The sequence below is a fragment of the Nocardia sp. NPDC057353 genome (assembly GCF_042667085.1).
In the GTDB taxonomy this organism is placed as follows: domain Bacteria; phylum Actinomycetota; class Actinomycetes; order Mycobacteriales; family Mycobacteriaceae; genus Nocardia.
This window is the reverse complement of sequence record NZ_JBHVAK010000014.1, coordinates 77082-94286: the sequence shown is the minus strand read 5'-3', so window position 1 is coordinate 94286 and position 17205 is coordinate 77082. Positions and strand designations below refer to the sequence as shown.

13 protein-coding genes are annotated in these 17205 nt (G+C 73.6%); 11 read left to right on the top strand and 2 right to left on the bottom strand.

Going from position 1 to position 17205, the window contains the following annotated elements; genetic code table 11:
- The first annotated feature begins 73 nt into the window (after positions 1–73).
- Genes ACFUUZ_RS10050 through ACFUUZ_RS10020 form a run of 7 tightly spaced genes read left to right on the top strand, consistent with a single transcriptional unit; the run spans position 74 to position 10227 of the window.
- Positions 74–2770: a phosphoenolpyruvate synthase gene (locus tag ACFUUZ_RS10050; RefSeq protein WP_378694493.1), complete on the top strand. Its 2697-nt coding sequence runs from the start codon at positions 74–76 to the stop codon at positions 2768–2770.
- The gene (locus ACFUUZ_RS10045) at positions 2760–6143 is read left to right on the top strand and encodes an AMP-binding protein (RefSeq protein WP_378694491.1); all 3384 of its coding nucleotides are present in this window, start codon (positions 2760–2762) and stop codon (positions 6141–6143) included. Before ACFUUZ_RS10050 ends, ACFUUZ_RS10045 begins: the two co-directional genes overlap by 11 nt.
- Positions 6140–6397: an acyl carrier protein gene (locus tag ACFUUZ_RS10040; RefSeq protein ID WP_378694489.1), complete on the top strand. Its 258-nt coding sequence runs from the start codon at positions 6140–6142 to the stop codon at positions 6395–6397. Before ACFUUZ_RS10045 ends, ACFUUZ_RS10040 begins: the two co-directional genes overlap by 4 nt.
- The gene (locus ACFUUZ_RS10035) at positions 6394–7440 is read left to right on the top strand and encodes an SDR family oxidoreductase (RefSeq protein WP_378694487.1); all 1047 of its coding nucleotides are present in this window, start codon (positions 6394–6396) and stop codon (positions 7438–7440) included. The genes ACFUUZ_RS10040 and ACFUUZ_RS10035 overlap by 4 nt, the downstream gene beginning before the upstream one ends.
- Positions 7437–8369, top strand: a complete 933-nt coding sequence (locus tag ACFUUZ_RS10030; protein ID WP_378694485.1) for a nucleoside-diphosphate kinase — start codon at positions 7437–7439, stop codon at positions 8367–8369. The genes ACFUUZ_RS10035 and ACFUUZ_RS10030 overlap by 4 nt, the downstream gene beginning before the upstream one ends.
- Complete coding sequence (locus ACFUUZ_RS10025; RefSeq protein WP_378694483.1) at positions 8366–9328, top strand: ScbA/BarX family gamma-butyrolactone biosynthesis protein; 963 nt, start codon at positions 8366–8368, stop codon at positions 9326–9328. The genes ACFUUZ_RS10030 and ACFUUZ_RS10025 overlap by 4 nt, the downstream gene beginning before the upstream one ends.
- Entirely contained in the window at positions 9325–10227 is a 903-nt protein-coding gene (locus ACFUUZ_RS10020; RefSeq protein ID WP_378694481.1) for a hypothetical protein, read from the top strand. Before ACFUUZ_RS10025 ends, ACFUUZ_RS10020 begins: the two co-directional genes overlap by 4 nt.
- On the opposite strand, the gene ACFUUZ_RS10015 is transcribed toward ACFUUZ_RS10020, so the two are convergent.
- Complete coding sequence (locus tag ACFUUZ_RS10015) at positions 10199–12745, bottom strand: cytochrome P450 (protein ID WP_378694479.1); 2547 nt, start codon at positions 12743–12745, stop codon at positions 10199–10201. The two genes, ACFUUZ_RS10020 and ACFUUZ_RS10015, sit on opposite strands and share 29 nt — an antisense overlap.
- Positions 12746–12771: 26 nt before the next feature.
- On the opposite strand from ACFUUZ_RS10015, the gene ACFUUZ_RS10010 reads away from it, so the two are divergent.
- From ACFUUZ_RS10010 to ACFUUZ_RS09995, 4 genes are all read left to right on the top strand, one after another.
- Positions 12772–14052 carry a glycosyltransferase gene (locus ACFUUZ_RS10010; protein ID WP_378694477.1) on the top strand — a complete coding sequence of 427 codons (1281 nt, stop codon included), beginning with the start codon at positions 12772–12774 and terminating at the stop codon, positions 14050–14052.
- Positions 14049–14810, top strand: a complete 762-nt coding sequence (locus ACFUUZ_RS10005) for an ABC transporter permease (RefSeq protein ID WP_378694475.1) — start codon at positions 14049–14051, stop codon at positions 14808–14810. The genes ACFUUZ_RS10010 and ACFUUZ_RS10005 overlap by 4 nt, the downstream gene beginning before the upstream one ends.
- Before the next feature lie 91 nt (positions 14811–14901).
- Positions 14902–15318 (top strand): hypothetical protein, encoded by a 417-nt coding sequence (locus tag ACFUUZ_RS10000; RefSeq protein ID WP_378694473.1) that lies wholly within the window; start codon positions 14902–14904, stop codon positions 15316–15318.
- Between the two features lie 16 nt (positions 15319–15334).
- The gene (locus tag ACFUUZ_RS09995) at positions 15335–15763 is read left to right on the top strand and encodes a DUF4231 domain-containing protein (RefSeq protein ID WP_378694471.1); all 429 of its coding nucleotides are present in this window, start codon (positions 15335–15337) and stop codon (positions 15761–15763) included.
- Between the two features lie 12 nt (positions 15764–15775).
- Here the strand turns inward: ACFUUZ_RS09995 and ACFUUZ_RS09990 are convergent, their stop codons facing one another.
- Positions 15776–17203, bottom strand: a complete 1428-nt coding sequence (locus tag ACFUUZ_RS09990; protein WP_378694469.1) for an aldehyde dehydrogenase family protein — start codon at positions 17201–17203, stop codon at positions 15776–15778.
- Positions 17204–17205: the final 2 nt, after the last annotated feature.

Sequence of the window (17205 nt, the reverse complement as noted above, 5' to 3'; positions counted from 1 at the left end):
CGCCGATGAACGGGCCGCCGGTCGGGTTTACTCGACCGAGCGGAACACGTCGGGCGGGTGGCTGGGAGGCGTTGTGGAGGTGTCCGGAGCGGGCGGCGGCGGGAAGGCGGCGGGGCTGGACGCCCTGGTGGCGGCGGGGGCGCGGGTGCCGGAGTGGACGGTGCTCGGGACCGAGGTCTTCGCTGAGTTCCTGTCCGCGGCGGGGCTGAGCGAGCGGTTCACCGCCTTCGTCAACGCGCAGGATCTCGGGTCCGCACTGACCGCTGCCGCCGATCTGCGCGCGGCCGTGACCGCGGTGGCGCTCCCGGACGGGGTGCGGGCGGCGATCGATGGCGCCTACGCGCGGGTCGGTGGCACCGTGGCGGTGCGCTCGTCCGGGGTGGGCGAGGACGGCGGCGCGGATTCGTTTGCCGGACAGTTCGATTCCTTCCTGCACGTGACCGGTGCGGAGGCGGTGGCCGAGCGGGTGCGGCGGTGCTGGGCATCGGGCTTCGCCGAGCGGGCGGTCCGGTACGCCTTCGCCCGCGACCGGCCGCCGATCACCGAGCTCGCGGTGGTGCTGCAGCGCTTCGTCGCGGCGCGGGCGAGCGGGGTGCTGTTCACCGTCGACCCAGTCTCCGGCGATGCCGACCGGCTGGTGGTGAGCGCGGTGTACGGGCTCGGCGAGGGGCTGGTCTCCGGCGCGGTGGACGCCGACACCGCCGTCATCGACCCGGCGGGCGCCGTGCTCGAGCTGACCATCGGCGCCAAGGAGCAGGAGTACCTGCCCGGCCCCGGTGACGGCCTGGTCGCCACCGACGTCGACGCCGAGCGCCGAGCGGCCCCGGTGCTGGCCGCCGCCGAGCTGGCCGAGCTGGCCGGGCGCGGCCGCGAGCTGGCGACCGCGCTCGGCGGCCCGCAGGACATCGAGTGGGCGATCGATGCCGACGGCCTCTGGTTCCTGCAGGCCCGCCCGATCACCACCCTCGGCGCCATCGCGGGCGGCAGCGATCAGGCGCTCGACCAGGGCGCGGGCGAGCACGTGCCCGCCGGTGAGCTGCGGATCTGGGACAACTCCAACATCATCGAGAGCTTCAACGGCATCACCTCGCCGCTGACCTTCACCGTCGCGGCGGGCATCTACGGCCGGGTGTACCGCGGCTACGCGAAGTCTCTCGATGTCCCCGAAGCGCAACTGCGGCAGCTGGATTCGTGGACCCCGTACCTGCTCGGCCGGTTCAACGGCCGGGTGTACTACAACCTGCTGCACTGGTACCGGATGGTCGGCATCGCCCCCGGCTACCCGCTGAACCGCAAGGTGCTGGAGGCGGCGCTCGGCGTCGCCGAACCGCTGCCGGACGACATCGCCCGCACCCTGCGCCCCTTCACCTTCGGCTCCCCGCTGCTGCGGGCCCGCTCCCGGCTGCGCACGGCTGTAACCTATCGGCGCAGGCTCCGCGATATCGACAGCATGATGGCGGCGTTCAGCGCTGAGTTCTACCGGGTCTACGACCGCTACGAGGCGGTCGAGTACTCCGATGGCGCCGAGGCCTACGCCGCCTACCGCGAGGTGGACCGCGACCTGGTCGAGCGCTGGGGCCCGATGATGGTGCTCGACGCCGTCCTGCTCACCCTCACCGGCACCATGTTCCTGCTCACCAGGCTGTTCCTGCCGCGCGCACCGGAATCGCTGCTCCTGGCCGTGCTCGGCCCCGGCGCCGACGTGGAGTCGGCCGAACCGGCCCGCGCCATGACCGCACTCGCCGAGCGCGCGCACGCCGACCCGGCCGTCGCCGAGCTGGTCCGCGGCACCGACCCCGCCCTGGCCTACACCGCGTTGGACGAGGCAGGCCACCGCAGCTTCCTGCGCGAGGTCGACACCTACCTCGACCGGTATGGCTACCGCAGCCTGGACGAGCTCAAGCTGGAGGTCCCGGACCTGCGCGAGGACCCATCGGGGCTCTTCGTCATGCTGCGCAGCGCGCTCGGCCGGATCGGCGCCGACGACACCGCCGTCCCCGGCGCCGACACCGTCGACCCGGACGCCTACCTGGACGCGCACCTGCGCGGCCTTCGCCGCCGGATCTACGACCGGGTGCGCACCAAGACCGCGCGCTGCGCCGCGCACCGCGAGCGGCTGCGGTTCTGCCGCACCCGCGCCTTCGGCATGGTCAAGCGGATGATCAGGGCCATGGGCCGCGACCTCGCCGCGCGCGGCGTGCTCGACGACTTCACCGACGTCTTCGAGCTCACCGTCGACGAGCTGTGCGCGTGCTACGACAGCGCGCCCGCCCCCGAGCTGCGCGCCCGGATCGCCGCGCGGCGGATCGCGCGCACCGCCGACGCCGGGCTGGTCGCCCCGGCCCGGTTCGAGACGCGCGGAACCGATTTCACGCAGGCGGCGCTGGCCGCGCAGGGCTGGGTGCCGGTCGCCGACGTGCCCGCGGCGGCGCCGGGCGACGTGCTCGGCGGCATCCCCTCGGCGGCGGGCGTGGTCGAGGGCAGCGCGGTGGTGGTGGACGAGCCGCGCGACGTGGCGGGCGGCATCCTGGTCACCTACCGCACCGACCCGGGCTGGGTGGCGGCGCTGCCGTCGGCGTCGGCGCTGGTCATCGAGCGGGGCAGCCCGCTGACGCACGTGGCGATCGTCGCGCGCGAACTGGGGGTGCCGACGGTGGTGCAGGTGCCGGGCAGCACGCGCAGGCTGCGGACCGGGATGCGGGTCCGGGTGGACGGGACAGCGGGCACGGTCACCGTGCTCGCCGACGGAGGAGCCGAGAGTGGAGCCTGACGAGCACGTCGCGACGATCCGGGGCTGGCTGGCCGCCCCCGCCGCCGACGCCGGGGTGTACTTCGCCGAGGAGGGCGACGGCTGGGAGTACCGCAGCTACGCCGAGCTCGCCGAGCTGAGCTGGTCGATCGCGGCGCTCATGCGCGAGCGCGGGCTGCCCGGCGGCGCCGGGGTCTGCGTCATCATGCCGACCGGGTTCCCCTGCGCCGCCGCGTTCTACGCGGTCTGGGCGTGCGGGGGGATCTTCACGCCGGTGGCGCCGCCGCTCTTCGGCGACCTGGGCCAGTACATCGCGCACGTCGCCGCCATCCTGGAGCAGGCGCAGCCCGCGCTGGTGGTGACCTCGGTCGAGTTCGCCGACCTCGCGCGGCAGGCGCACGCGGCCGCGGGCCGCACCGACGAGCCGCTGGTGGTCGACCCGGCGACGCTGCCCGCCGGGGTCGAGCGGGAGTTCTCCGACCCGGACGAGTGCGCGCTGCTGCAGTTCACCTCCGGCTCCACCGGGACGCCGCGCGGGGTCAGGGTGAGCTGGCCGAACCTCGCCACCAATGTCGCCATGATCTCGGCGCTGGTGGACTGGCGGCCGGGCGAGGCCATGGTCTCCTGGCTGCCGCTCTACCACGACATGGGGCTGGTCGGGGCCTTCCTCACCACCGTCACCAACCAGGGCGACCTGTACCTGATGCGGCCGGACCAGTTCGTCCGCGACCCGGCGCGCTGGCTGCGCGCCATGACGAAGGCGCAGCACTCGCCGTCGCCGTCGTTCGCGCTGGGGTACGTGGCGCACCGGGTGCGGCCCGAGGAGATCGCCGGGCTCGACCTGTCCGGCTGGCGCACCCTCGCCGTCGGCTCGGAGCCGGTCGAGGTCGCCGACCTGCGCTCCTTCGCGGCGCTGACCGGGCCGCGCGGCTTCTCCCCGCGCGCCTACACGCTCGCCTACGGGCTGGCGGAGTCGACGCTCATGGTGACCTCGTCGGCGCGGGACCGGCCGATCACCGCGCTCCGGGTGGACACCGCCGCGCTGCGGTTCGGTGCGCCGATCGCGGTGCTGGAGGCCGCGGAGTTGCGCGACGGAGCGAGCGTCGAGGGGGCAGGGTGGATCACCGGGCTCGGCTTCTCCACGCCGGAATCGACCGTGCGCGTGGTCGATTCGGAAGGCAACGAGCTGCCGGACGGCACGCTGGGGGAGATGACGGTGGTCGGCGGGTCGGTGGCGCTGGGGTACTCCGGGCCGCCGGGGCCCGCCTCGTCCACCCGGATCGAGGGCGGGGTGCTGTACTCCGGGGACGCCGGGTTCCTGTATCGCGGTGAGGTTTTCGTGCTCGGGCGGATGGGGTCGAGCCTGAAGGTGCGGGGCAAGCCGGTGTTCATGGAGGACATCGAGTCCAGGGTGGCGCAGGAGGCGGGGATCACCAAGGGGAAGCTCGCGGCTGTCGCGATCCCCGATGCGGGCAACCAGGGGATCGTGCTGTTCGCCGAGGCGTCGCCGGGGGAGTGGCTGGCGAAGGCGCACAACATCATTCGCGGCGAGCTGGGGCCGGCGCAGACAGTGCGGATCGTGACCGGGCCGCGCGGGATCATCCAGCGCACGTCGAGCGGGAAGCCGCGGCGCAGGCACATGGGGGAGTTGTTCCGGGCGGGCGGGATTCCGGGGAGCGAGGTCTACGAGCCGGACCGGCTCGGCCCCGGCGGGCACGGGACGGATCAGGCCGATCGTGCCGAGCCCGCGCGCGGCGAACCGGGGCCGGACCCGCGACGCCCCGCGCTACCCGCGGAGCGGGTGAGCGGGCTGCTCGAGGCGGCGCTGCGGCAGGTGCGGGTGCCGGAGGGGGCGGCGGTGCTCTTCGAGGGGTCGCTGGCCGAGGGGTTCGGCAATGCGGGCTCCGACGTGGATTTCCTGGTGGTGGCGGCGGGCGACGAGGAGCTGCCGACGCTGCCGACCGTGCTCTTCGTGGACGGGCGGCGGGTGGAGGTCAGGACCCGCTCGGTCGCCCAGCTGCACGGGCAACTGGCGACCGTCGCCGACGGCGCGGCGCTCGGCGAGGATGTGCTGAACCGGTGCCAGCGGTTCCTCGGCGCCACCGCCGTCCGCCCCGGCTCCGACGTCGATCTCGACGCGCTGCGCGCGGTGCTGCCGAAGGCGGAGCTCGCCGCCCGGCTGACCGGCTGGTGGAGCGAGCGGGCCGGGCAGGCGCTGCGGTATGCCGTGCTGTGGCGGGTGCTCGGGGCCGACGCCGAGGCGCTGGAGTGGGCGCGGGACGGGGTGAACCAGGCGCTGAAGGCGTGGGCCGCCCGGTCCGGGGAGACGTACCTGGAGACCAAGTGGCTGCCGGAGCAGCTGGAGCGCGTCGGTGCCGAAGGGCGGGCGCTCGCGGCACGGGCGCGGGCGCTGTCCGAGATGCCGGAGCTCCTGGCCTTCGCGGCGGAGCTCGGGGTCGGTGCGGTGCCGGACGATCCCGCAGAGCTGCTCTTCGCCCGCCGCCCCGGGGTCACCACCTGGCAGATCGGCGACCGGGTGCACGTACTGCGCGGGGACGACGTCTTCGTGCTCGCCGACGACGCGGCCCGGGCCTGGCGCTCGGTGGTCTTCCGGCGGCCGGTGCCGACGGTGCTCGAGCGTGGCGGTGCGATCGGCGCCGAACTGGCGGAGTTCGTGCGCCTCGGCTTCGTCGCGGTGGAGTGGCGCGGTGCCGGGGTGCTGACCCCGGCGCTGGCCATGTGCGACCCGGTGCGCCCGTACACACCGGTGCCGCACGGTGCGGCGCCCGCGCTGGGCGTGCGCGGCGCCGCGGTGAGCGCGGCCGCGGTGACGCTCTCCCCGCTGCCCGCCCGCCGCTTCACCGAGTGCGCGCTACGGCTGGTGTGGTCGAACATCGTGCTGGAGAACGCCAGGGAGGATCTGGCCGGTGCGGTGAAGGACGGGCAGTGGGCGGTCGCCGACATCGCGGCGCACCGCATGCTCGCCATGGGGGTCAGGGTGCTGCTCTCCGCCTTCGGCATCCACCCGCTGCCCGCCGACGTCGCCGCCGCCGCGACGCTCGAGCGGCTCCTGCCCGCCGCCGCGCAGCAGCGCACCGCCCTGCTCACCGCCCTCGCGGCCGCGCAGGACGTGCGATTCGGCCCGGATCCCGATCCGACCTCCGCGCTCGGCGTCCTCGACGACTTCGTCACCCTGGTACGCCGGACAGCGGGCGGCACCGACTTCCCGGCCTCCTTCGACTCCAGGGAGCAGTGGCGCCGCACCCTCGCCATCGGCTACGACTGGCTGCGCATCGCCGGCTACCTGAACACCGACCTCCCGCTGGACGAGGCGCGCGACCTGCTCGCCTCGGGCGGGCAGCAACCGCATCTGCGGGAAGGAGCGCAGGGATGAGCGACCCCACCGCGGCTGCGCGCGTGCGCGAACTGGTCGCCGCCATGGCACCGCGCCCGGCCGCCGAGCTCACCGCCGAGCACCGGCTCATCGAGGACCTCGGCTTCGACTCGCTGCGGCTCATGGAGCTCACCGTCGTCCTGGAGCGCACCTTCGACCTGCCCGGCTACCGGCCGGAGCAGCTGGCGGGCGTGCTCCGCGTCGGCCAGGTGGAAGCGCTGGTCGGCGCCTCGCTCGCGGAGCGCACCGCATGACCGGCGCCGTGCTGGTGACCGGGGCGGGCGGGCTGGTCGGCGCCGAGGTGGTGGCCCGGCTCCGGGCCGCGGGCCGCCCGGTGGTCGCGCTGCTGCACACCGCGGCCACCGTCGTCCGCAACGACGGCACCGTGCTCGAACCGGACGAGCACATCACCGGCGACATTTGCGAGCCCGAATTCGGCGGCGCGGCAGCAGGTCTCGACGGCAGGATCGCGCTGATCGTGCACTGCGCCGCCACCACCGCCTTCGACGCCACCGAGCGGCAGTACGCGGAGCTGAACGTCCGCGGCACCGAGAACGTGCTCGCGCTGGCCCGCCGCTCGGCGGTCCCGCTGGTGCACGTGAGCACCGCCTACGTCTGCGGCATGCGCGGCGGCACCGTCCGCGAGGACGAGCTCGAGCACGGCCAGACCTTCGGCAACGGCTACGAGGCGAGCAAGTACCGGGCCGAGCAGCTGGTCAGGGCCTCCGGCCTGGACTGGGCGGTGGTACGCCCCGGGATAGTGACCGGCGCGAGCGATACCGGCGCCATCCGCGACCACAAGAACCTGTACACCGTGCTCAAGCTCATGGTCGAGGGCAAGCTGCGCTCGCTGCCCGGCCGCTACGACGCCACCCTGAGCCTCGCCCCCGTCGACCACGTCGCCGACGTGATCGCCGCCGCCGCACTGGATTTCGAGAGTGTGCGCGGCCGCACCCTGCACGCGCTCGGCCGGGACACGCTCTCCCTGCGCGAGGTCTCCGACGTGCTGGCCGAGTACCCGTCGTTCGCGGTCGCCACCTTCGTCCCGGAGTCCACCTTCGACGAGGCCGACCTGCCGCCGATCGAGCGCGAGTACTACCGGCGCATCGGCGTGCTCTACACCAGCTACTTCGTCCGCAGGCTGCGCTTCGACACCGGCAACGCGGACCTGCTGTGCCCGGCGCCGGAGTCCGGCACCGAGTACCTGCGGCTGCTGCTCGACCGCTGCCTGGAGGTCGGCTACCTCGGCGACCCGCTGCCGTCGATCGAGGAGATCCTGGCGAGGAGCCGGTCATGACCGGGGACGATCTGGAAATGCTGTTGGCCCGGCTCACTCCGCAGCCCGCCAAGGTGGCCGCCTACCGCGGCGACACCTACGTCGCCGAGACCGTCGAGCAGGTACAGCGGTTCGGCCTCGACCCGGCCGCCTTCGCCACGTCCCACTCCCTGCTCCTGCTCAAACCGGACGCCATCGTCGCGCGCGCCGTCGACCCGACCCTGAATTGGTTGGCCGACAACGGTTACCGGCTGGTCGCCGCCGAGATCGTCCCGGTGAACCGCCACCTGGCCCGCGCCCTCTGGTACTACGCCTGGAACATCGCCTCACCGGAGCGGCGCCGCCTCGCCGACCTGCTCGTGCAGATCTCCGACGCCATGGTCCTGGTCGTCACGGCGGCCGCCGACCCCCTCCCGGTCCCCATCCGCCTGGCCAGGGACAAGGGCCCCACCGACCCGCGCAAACGCCGCCCCGGCGAACTCCGCCACCTCCTCGGCCGCGACAACTACCTGCTCAACCTGGTCCACACCCCCGACGACCCCGCCGACGTCCTCCGCGAACTCGCCATCTACTTCCCCGAACACCGCCGCGCCGACATCATCTCGGCCACAGATTCACGGCTCACCTCCGCCGAAATCAGTCGAGCCGCCGCAGGCGACGCGGTGGTCACCCCGCGCCCCCGCGAGCTCGCCGAAAAACTGTACGCCCGAACCCCCGAACGCTCCTTCGACAAGGACACCGCCCTCCAGCGAGTCCTCGCGGACCTCGCCCCGGGAGCGACCGACGCCGACCCCGCCACCCTGCTCACCGAAGCGCTGACGGCGGGCACCCCGATCGACCCCTGGTCCGCCATCGTCCTCGGCTCCCACCTACTTCCCATGCGCACCGGCACCGAACCCCAAACCCTTCCACCGGTGACCCCCACCCACTGGACGGAGACATTCGGATGAGCCTGGAAGCCGTAGTGGCCGGCGTATCCCACGAGCAGCCTGTACGCCGCGAACTGACGCACCGCGCCGCCGTGGCCGAGGTCTTCGTCACCTCCCTGGCCGCCAGGGACGGCGGCTACCTGGCAGGCGCCCAACTCCCGCGCATGCACGCCTACTACGGCGACCACACCGGCGCCCCCGCCCGCCTGCACGACCCGCTCCTCGTCATGGAGACCGCCCGCCAGGCCGCCATTGCGCTCACCCACGAATTCTTCGGCGCCCCCTTGGATTCGGCGTTCCTGGTCCGCACCTTCAACGGCACCGGAGTGCCCGGCGCCGCCTGGGAGTGCACCCGCGAACCGGCGAATCTGACGCTGGCGGTGGAGGTTCCGCGCGTGCACCGCCGGGGCGACGCGGTGTGCGGCCTGGACATGATCCTGGAGATCTCCGCCCCCGCGGGCAGGCTCATGACCGTGGACGGCTCGTTCTCCTGGACCTCCCCGGACCGCTGGTCCCGGCTGCGTGGCGCCTTCCGCCAGAGCCTCGGCCGCACCCCCGCGGTCGGCCCGGTGGTCGCGGCCGAGCCGGTGCCGCCCGGCGCCGTCGGGCGGGAGAACCGGCGCAATGTGATCGTCGGCGCCCCCGAGCGGGCGGGCGCGGCGGTCCGGTGCCCGCTGGCGGTCGACCCCGCGCACCCCTTCCTCTTCGACCACCAGCTCGACCACGTGCCGGGCAGCGTGCTGCTCGAGGCGGCCAGGCAGAGCGCGCTGACCCTGCTCGGCGCCGAGTCCGGCAATCCGCAGTTGCTCAGCGTCGCCAGCCGCTTCGACCGCTTCGTCGAACTCGACCTGGCCACCGAGTGCCGGGCCGAGGTCGCCGCGCGCGGCGCCGGGCAGGTCACCGTGCACTGCGTGATCGGCCAGGACGCCACCGCCGCCGAGATCGAGCTGACCTTCCTGGACGGCCGGGAGCCGGGGTGACCGGTACCGCCGCCCGGCTGGCCCGGTTCACCCGGGTCATGTACAAGCCGCACTACCTGCTCTACGGCGTGCTGTGGGTCTTTGCGCTGGAGGCCACGCTGGGGCTGCTCGCCGCGCCGGACACGGCGTGGCGGCCGTCCTGGTCCACCGGGCTGCGGGTGCTCGTCGTCGCCGTCGTGCTGCTCTACCTGCGCATGGTCGACGAGCAGAAGGACCTCGGCTACGACCGCGTGCACAACCCCGACCGGCCGCTGGTCACCGGCGCGGTCACCGCCACCGACCTGCGGATCGGCGTGGCGGTGATCGCCGTCCTCGCCGTGGCCGGGAGCCTGGTGCTCTCGGTCGGCTCCGCGCTCGCCATCGCGGCGGTGCTGCTCTACGGGCTGGGGCTGTGGGGGTTGGAGCGGCTCTCGGCGTGGGTGCGGGACGACATCCTGGTCAACCTGGTGGTCACGTACCCGGTGCAGCTGCTGGTCACCGCCTACGTCCTGGTCTCGGTCCTCGACACCGAGGGCATGGATGCCGGGTTCTGGTCGCTCGCCCCCGCGGCGCTGATCTTCGCCGGGGCGTTCCTGCAGTTCGAGTTCGCCAGGAAGACCGCGCACGAGCCGCGCCCGGGGGAGCACTACTACTCGAACGTGCTCGGTGCGCGCGGCAGCACCGCGGTGTCGCTGCTCTTCGTAGCGCTGGCGGTCGGTGCCGAGCTGGCGCTTGTGCGGCCGTGGGAGTCCGGGGGCGCGCGCTTCGCGGTGGGGTCACTGGTGGTGCCGCTGGTGTTCCTGCCCGCCGCGGGCGCGCTGCGGTTCCTGCGCGGGGCGGAGTACCCGCTGATGCCCCCGGTGCTGTTCATTCTCGGGCTCTACGCCGTGCTCATCGCCCAGGCCGCGGTCGGAGCGTGACCGGGAGCCGGTTCGGCGCCGCCACGAAGTCGCCGCTCGACGGCCGCACCCGGTGGCCGCTGTCCAACAGCGGGTTCCAGCGCGTGAACAGCGCGGCGGTGGCGAGCGTGATGGTGAGCAGCGCGAAATTGTTGCCGGGGCAGTGCCTGGCGCCGACGCCGAAGGGCAGCACGGCCTTGCGGTCGATGCTCGCCACCCGCTCCGGGGCCCAGCGCTCGGGGTCGAAGCGGGCGGGGTCGGGGTAGTGCCGGGGATCGTGGTGCACCAGGTAGGGGCTGTAGACGATGACCGCCCCGTCCGGCAGGGTGAGGCCGTCGAAGGTGACCGGACCGTCCGCGTTCTGCGTGCTCACCCACGGCCCCCAGTAGCGCAGCGTCTCCAGGATCACCCGGCGCAGGTACGGCAGCCGGTACAGGTGGTCGGGCTCGACCGGGCCCGCGCCGACCTCCCTGTCCAGCTCCGCGCGAACGGCTTTCGCGATCTCCGGCGCGCGCAGCGTCTCGTACCAGACCCAGGCCAGGATGGAGGCGGTGGAGCCGACGCCCGCGGCCAGCATGAGGATGAGTTCGTCCACGATCTCCTCGTCGCCGAGCGTGGCGCCGGTCTCCGCGTCCACGTGGCCGATGAGCGCGGAGAGCACGTCGCGGTGGTCCCGCCCGTCGGCGCGGTAGGCGCGCACCACCGCGGCGATCTCGCCGCGCAGCGCCGCCGCCTTGCGCGCGAACCTCCGGTCGGCGACGAACCTCGCCCGGTTCACGGCGTCCGGCAGCGCGGCGCGCTGCACCACCCTGGCCAGCAGCCACGGGATGGTGCGGCGCACCTCGGCCTTGGCGGCGGCGCCGAAGTCGGCGGTGAAGAGGGTGGCGGAGATGGTGTCGAGGACGAGGGCGTGCGCCGACTCCATGAGGTTCACCGAGGTCGGCAGCGCGGCGGCCCACTCCTCGGCGATTCCCGCGGTGACGGCCGCGTAGTCCTGGAGGCGGCGTTGGCGCAGCGCCGGGGCGATCATGCGGCGGCGCAGCTCGTGCGGGGTGCCGGTGAGGACATTGGAGGCGCCGCGGACCACCTCGTGCGTGGCGGCGCGGAGGTCGTCGCGGTGGAAGTCGCCCGCGGTGCCGAAGCCGACCTGGCGGATCAGGTCGGGGGTGGTGAGGACGTAGGCGGGGCGCGGTCCGAGGTAGACCCGGACCACCGGGCCGACCGCGGCGAGCGAGCGGACGAAACCGAGGCTGTCGGTGAGGGCGGCGGCGCTGTGGCCGAGCAGGGGGAGCCTGCCGGGGGCCGTCGGGACCTCGTCGATGGTGCGTGGCATCCGCGCGTGCGGCGGGTCGGCGATCAGCTCCGTGTAGCGGCGGATGAGCTCCGCGGTGAGCACCGATTGGCGGGCCGGGAACTCCGTGCCCGCGACCGCGGCGCGGAGGTTCTCCAGCTCGGCGGGGAGTGCGCGGAGCGCGGCGGCGATGGCCTCGGGTTCGGGGTCGGTCAGGATGCCGCCGCCGGGGGGGACGGATTCGCTGAGCGCGGCGTCGCAGTACACCACCGGCAGCCCGGTCGCCGCGGCCTCCAGCAGGGCCATGCCCTGGGTGTCGAAGTCCAGGGAGGGGAAGAGCAGGACGTCGTGCTCGCGCATGGCGCGCAGGCAGTCCCGCTGCGCGCGGGCGCCGTGGAAGCGGATGCGCGGGTTCCCGCCCGCGAGCTCGCGGGCGGCCGCCAGTTGGTCGCCGTCGCCATAGACGTCCAGCTCGGCCTCGGGTACCTGCAAGACGGCCTCGATCGCCGCCAGCGGGCGCTTCTCCGCGGAAAGTCGGGCGCACCACAGCACCCGCAGCGGTCTGGCCGGTTCGAGTTCCGCGGCGGGCGGGATCGCGGCGATCTCGTCCACCAGGTCGTCGTCGACCCCGTTGGAGATCACGTGCAGGGTCCCGCCGAACCCGTGCGCCCGCAACCGCGCGGCGAAGTGCGCGGACGGCACGATCACCGCATCCGCCGCCTGCGCCTGCGCGACCATGGTGTGCCACGCGTGCCGCGCCGCCCGTGGTTCGGCACCGCGTGGCATCCGCCCCCGGTGCGGCAGCACGCTGTTGTGCAGCGCCCGCATGGCCAGCGCGGTGGGGTAGGGGAACGGGGAGGTGTGCCGGATGAAGACATCGTCCCGGCTGTGGATCGTCTGCACCAGCGGAATCCCGTGCCGCCGAGCCGCTTTCACCCCGGCGACGGCCACCCCGTAGGTGGTCTGGACGTGCACGACGTCGACCGGCCCGCGCTCGGCGAAGACCGCGTCGATCAGCCGCGCGTTCGCCCTGCTCGGCAGCACCGCGGCGAAACCATTGACCGAGAGCGCGCGCACCGGCGAAAGGGCCACGAGGTCCGGGTCGGGTCGGCTAGATTCCGGACCGGGCGCGGCGAACACCGTGACGCGGTGCCCGAGCCGCCGCGCACCCCTGCACTGGGCATCGACCGAGGTCTGGATGCCGCCGACGGTTCCGGGGTGGAAATCGGTGAACAGCGCGATGTGCATACGGCCACGGTAGTGAGGATGCTGGGTTGAAGATCGCAATTCCGTTGACCGGGACCAGAGGTGACGTGCAGCCCGCCGTCGCGCTCGGGCTGACGCTGCGCGACCGCGGCCACGACGTGATCGTCGGCGCCCCGCCGAACCTGGTGGACTTCACCGCGGGCACCGGGCTCGCCGCCCAGCCGTGCGGCCCGGACGTGCAGCAGCTCTACTCCTCCGAGGAGGGGCAGCGGGCGCTCGCCGCGGGCAGCAGCCTGCGGCTCATGCAGCTGGTCGGCAAGCAGATGGCGGAGTACGCGGAGCGGATGAATCGCGAGGTCATCGAGGTCTGCGCGGGCGCGGAGGTGATCGTCTCCACGCTGCTCACCGAGGACAGGGCGGTCTCGGTCGCCGAGGCCTCCGGCGCCGCGCTGGTCACCCTGCACGGCTTCCCCGGCCGCAAGACCGGCGCCTACCCCTTCCCGGGCGCGCTGCCGCCGCACTGGCAGCCGCCAGCCGCGGTGAACCGGGCCACCTGGTCGGTGGCGGAGAACCTGCGCCGGGTGGTCTTCCTGCGCTACCTCAACCAGCTGCGCGGCGAGCTCGGGCTGCGGAGGAGTACCAAGAGCCCGGCCGCCATGTGCGCCGAGCGCGGCGTGCCCGAGGTGCAGATCTACGACCCGGCGCTGGTGCCGGGGCTGGCCGAGGACTGGGGCGACCGGCGCCCGCTGGTCGGCTTCCTGGCGCTGCCGCGCGCCGCCCGTGAGGCGGTCGGTGAGCTCGCCGACGACCACACCGAGCTGCTGGCCTGGATCGACGCGGGCGAGCCGCCGGTGTACTTCGGCTTCGGCAGCATGCCGATCCGGGACACCCACCAGGTGCTGGCCATGGTGACCCGGGTGAGCGAGCGGCTGGGCAGGCGCGCGCTGGTGAGCGCGGGGTGGAGCGATCTGGCCGCCGCCGACGCCGAATCCGGGGAGACGGTCCGGGTGGTCGGGCCGCTCGCGCACGACATCGTCTTCCCGAAGTGCGCGGCCGCCGTGCACCACGGCGGGATCGGCACCACGTTCGAGAGCCTGCGCGCCGGGCTGCCCACGCTGGTCTGCTCGGTCTCCTTCGACCAGCCCATGTGGGGCGGGCAGGTCGAGCGGCTCGGGGTCGGGGTGCACCTGCCCTTCGCCGAGCTCGACGCCGACCGGCTCACCGCGGGGGTGCGCACCCTGCTGCAGCCGGAGACCGTCGCCCGCACCAGGGAGCTGGCCGGGCGGCTGGCGGCGCGCTCCGATGCCGCCGACCGCACCGCCGACCTGGTCGAGGCCGCCGCTCGGTGAACCGGTTCGCGACCGGCTGCGCCGACTCGGCGGTCATGTTCCGGCGTGCGCTGCGCCGGAGCCTCCGCGGCCGCGACACCCTGCTCGTCTCGGCGCTGCTCCCGCTGCTGCTCATGCTGCTGTTCGTCTACGTCTTCGGCGGCGCCATCGGAGTCGGCATGCCGTACCTGGACTACGTGCTGCCCGGAGTCATCCTGCTCTGCACCGGTTTCGGCGCCTCCATCACCGCGACCGGCGTCGCCACCGACATGACCAGCGCCGCCGTCGACCGCTTCCGCACCCTGCCCATCCACCGGCAGGCGCTGCTCGCCGGGCACGCGCTGGAGGGGGTGGTGCGCAACCTCGGCGTGGTCGCGCTGGTCTTCCTGGTCGCGGCGGCGCTCGGATTCCGCACCACCGCCGGGCCCTCCGGTCTGCTCACGGCCGCGGTGGTGGTGCTGCTGCTGGTCGTGGCCGTCACCTGGATCGCGGTCGCGCTGGGGTTGCTCGCGCGGACGCCGGAGGCGGCGGGCGGGTTCACCTACGCCGTCATGTTCGTGCCCTACGTGAGCAGCGCCTTCGTCCGCACCGAGAGTATGCCGCCGTGGTTGCGGGGGTTCGCCGACCACCAACCGGCCACCCCGGTCCTCGCCGCCGTCCGCGGCGCGCTCACCGGGACGGGCGGTGCCGTGCTCCCGGCGGTGCTGTGGTGCGCCGGCCTCGCTGCCGTCGGATATGTGGCCGCGGCAGCGCTATTCGCCCGGAACAGCGCGCACTGATCCGCGAATCCGTCGGTCGGTCGGCCGATACCGGAGGGGCCGCCGCGGGAATACCGTCGGATTCCGCGGCCCGGCCGTCGAGAGGAGACACATGGCGAGCGAGGCCGGGACGATACTGGCGGCGGAGGTACCGATTCCGCTCGTCGCGGCGGCGATCGCGCGGTCGGTGTGCGAGAAGCCGTCCTGGAAGGAGCGGACGTTCGAGTACGCGCTCGTGCCCGGCATCGGTGAGCTCTGGTCCATCGAACGGCTCGCGCCCGGCGATCCGCGGCGGCTGGACGGCGGGAACCCCGCGGCGGCCTATGATTTCATCGATCTGACGGGCGACGGCGAGCTGTCCGTCCACGTCGCCTACCGGCCGGAGGAGGTCGGCTGCGCAGCGCTCCTGCTGTGCATGGGGTTCGAACCGCCCGCCGGGCTCGCCTACCCGAGGAAGATCGCTCAGCGCGCGGCGGACTACCTGGCGCAGGCCGGAGCGCGCACCGAGATCGACGACTGGCGCCCCTGAAGGGTACGGAAACGACATGGACGACGACCCCACCGGCACCGGCTACGCGCTCGGCCTGGCCGACTCCTCGTACACCTGGTACGCCGGGGCCGCGGTCAAGGCCCGGCGCTTCCACCGGCTGACCGAGGTGCTCCAGCTGCTCGCCTCGGCGGCCATCCCGCTGTCCGCGGCGATTGTCTCCGACAACATCGTGATACCGGCGGTTCTCGGCGCGTTCGTCGTCGTCGTGACCGGCCTGCGCTCGGCCTTCCACTGGCAGGACGACTACCTGCGGTTCAGCCAGGCCAGGGAGGCGGTGGAGGCCGAGCGCAGGCTGTACCGGACGAGCGCGGCGCCGTACGACGAACCGGGGACGCGCGATCAGCGGCTGGCCCAGAGCGTCACCCGGATCGAGCAGGGTGAGATGGGCGGCTGGCTCGATATCGCCGCGCCGCGGCGACGGTAGCGGGCACCGCGATCACCCCTCCGGGGCGTACCCGAGGATGCCCTTGATCTCCAGGTAGTCGTGGAACCCGAACTCGCCCCACTCCCGCCCGTTCCCGCTCTTGCGGTACCCGCCGAACGGGCAGTGGAAGTCGAAGGCGTCGTTGATCGAGACCCAGCCCGCGCGGATGCGGCGGGCGAGCGAGCGGGCGACCTCGAGGTCGGCGCCCGCGACGTTCCCGGCGAGGCCGTACTCGGTGTCGTTGGCGAGTTCGACGGCGTGGTCCAGGTCGTCGTAGGCGATGATCGTGATGACCGGGCCGAAGATCTCTTCGCGGGCGATCGTCATGTCATTGGTGACGTGCGCGAAGACCGTCGGCTTGACGTAGTAGCCGCGGTCGAGGCCGTCGGGGCGGCCGGTGCCGCCCGCGACCAGGGTGGCGCCCTCGTCGATGCCCCGCTGGATCAGCGCCTGGATCTTCTCGAACTGGGTGCCGGAGACCACCGGCCCGACCGCGACGTCACCGGCGGGGTCGCCGACGGTGAGCCCGGCCGCGGCCTCCCGGGCGGCGGCGACGGCGTCGTCCACCCGGTGCCGCGGCACCAGCATGCGGGAGAGCGCGCTGCAGGTCTGGCCGGAGTTGTTCATGAGGGTGCCGACCGCGATCCCGACATTGGCGGGCAGGTCGTCGTCGTCCAGCACGATATTGGGGCTCTTGCCGCCCAGCTCCTGGGTGACCCGCTTGACGCTCGGCGCGGCGTTGCGCGCGATCTCGATCCCGGCCCTGGTGGAGCCGGTGAACGACACCAGGTCCACATCCGGGTGCGCGGAGAGCGGCACCCCGACGTTCGGCCCGTCGCCCTGCACCAGGTTGAACACCCCGGCGGGCACACCGGCCGCGTCCAGGATCTCGGCGAAGATCTGCCCGGAGAACGGCGACTGCTCGGAGGGCTTGAGCACGACGGTGCAGCCGGTCGCGAGCGCGGGGAAGACCTTGACCGCGATCTGGTTCAGCGGCCAGTTCCACGGCGTGATCAGCCCGCAGACCCCGATCGGCTCCTTCACCACCAGGGTGGCGCCGCGCTGCTCTTCGAAGGAGAACTCCTCGAGGATGCCGATGGCGGTGGCGAGGTGCCCGGCGCCGAGATCCACCTGGAAGCCGCCTGCCAGCGCGGCGGGCGCACCCATCTCCTCGGTGAGCGCCGCGGCGAGATCGCCCTTGCGCTTCTCGTACTCGTCGCCGATGGCGCGCAGCACGGCGGCGCGCTCGGCGACCGGGGTCGCCGACCAGGCGGGGAAGGCGGAGCGGGCGGCGGCCACCGCGCGGTCCACGTCGGCCGCCGAGCCGAGCGCGACCGTGCCCGCCACCTCCTCGGTGGCCGGGTTGATCACCTCGAAGGTCGCGGCGGTGGCGGGCTCGATCCACTTGCCGCCGATGTAGAAGGTGCTGAATGTGCGCATGG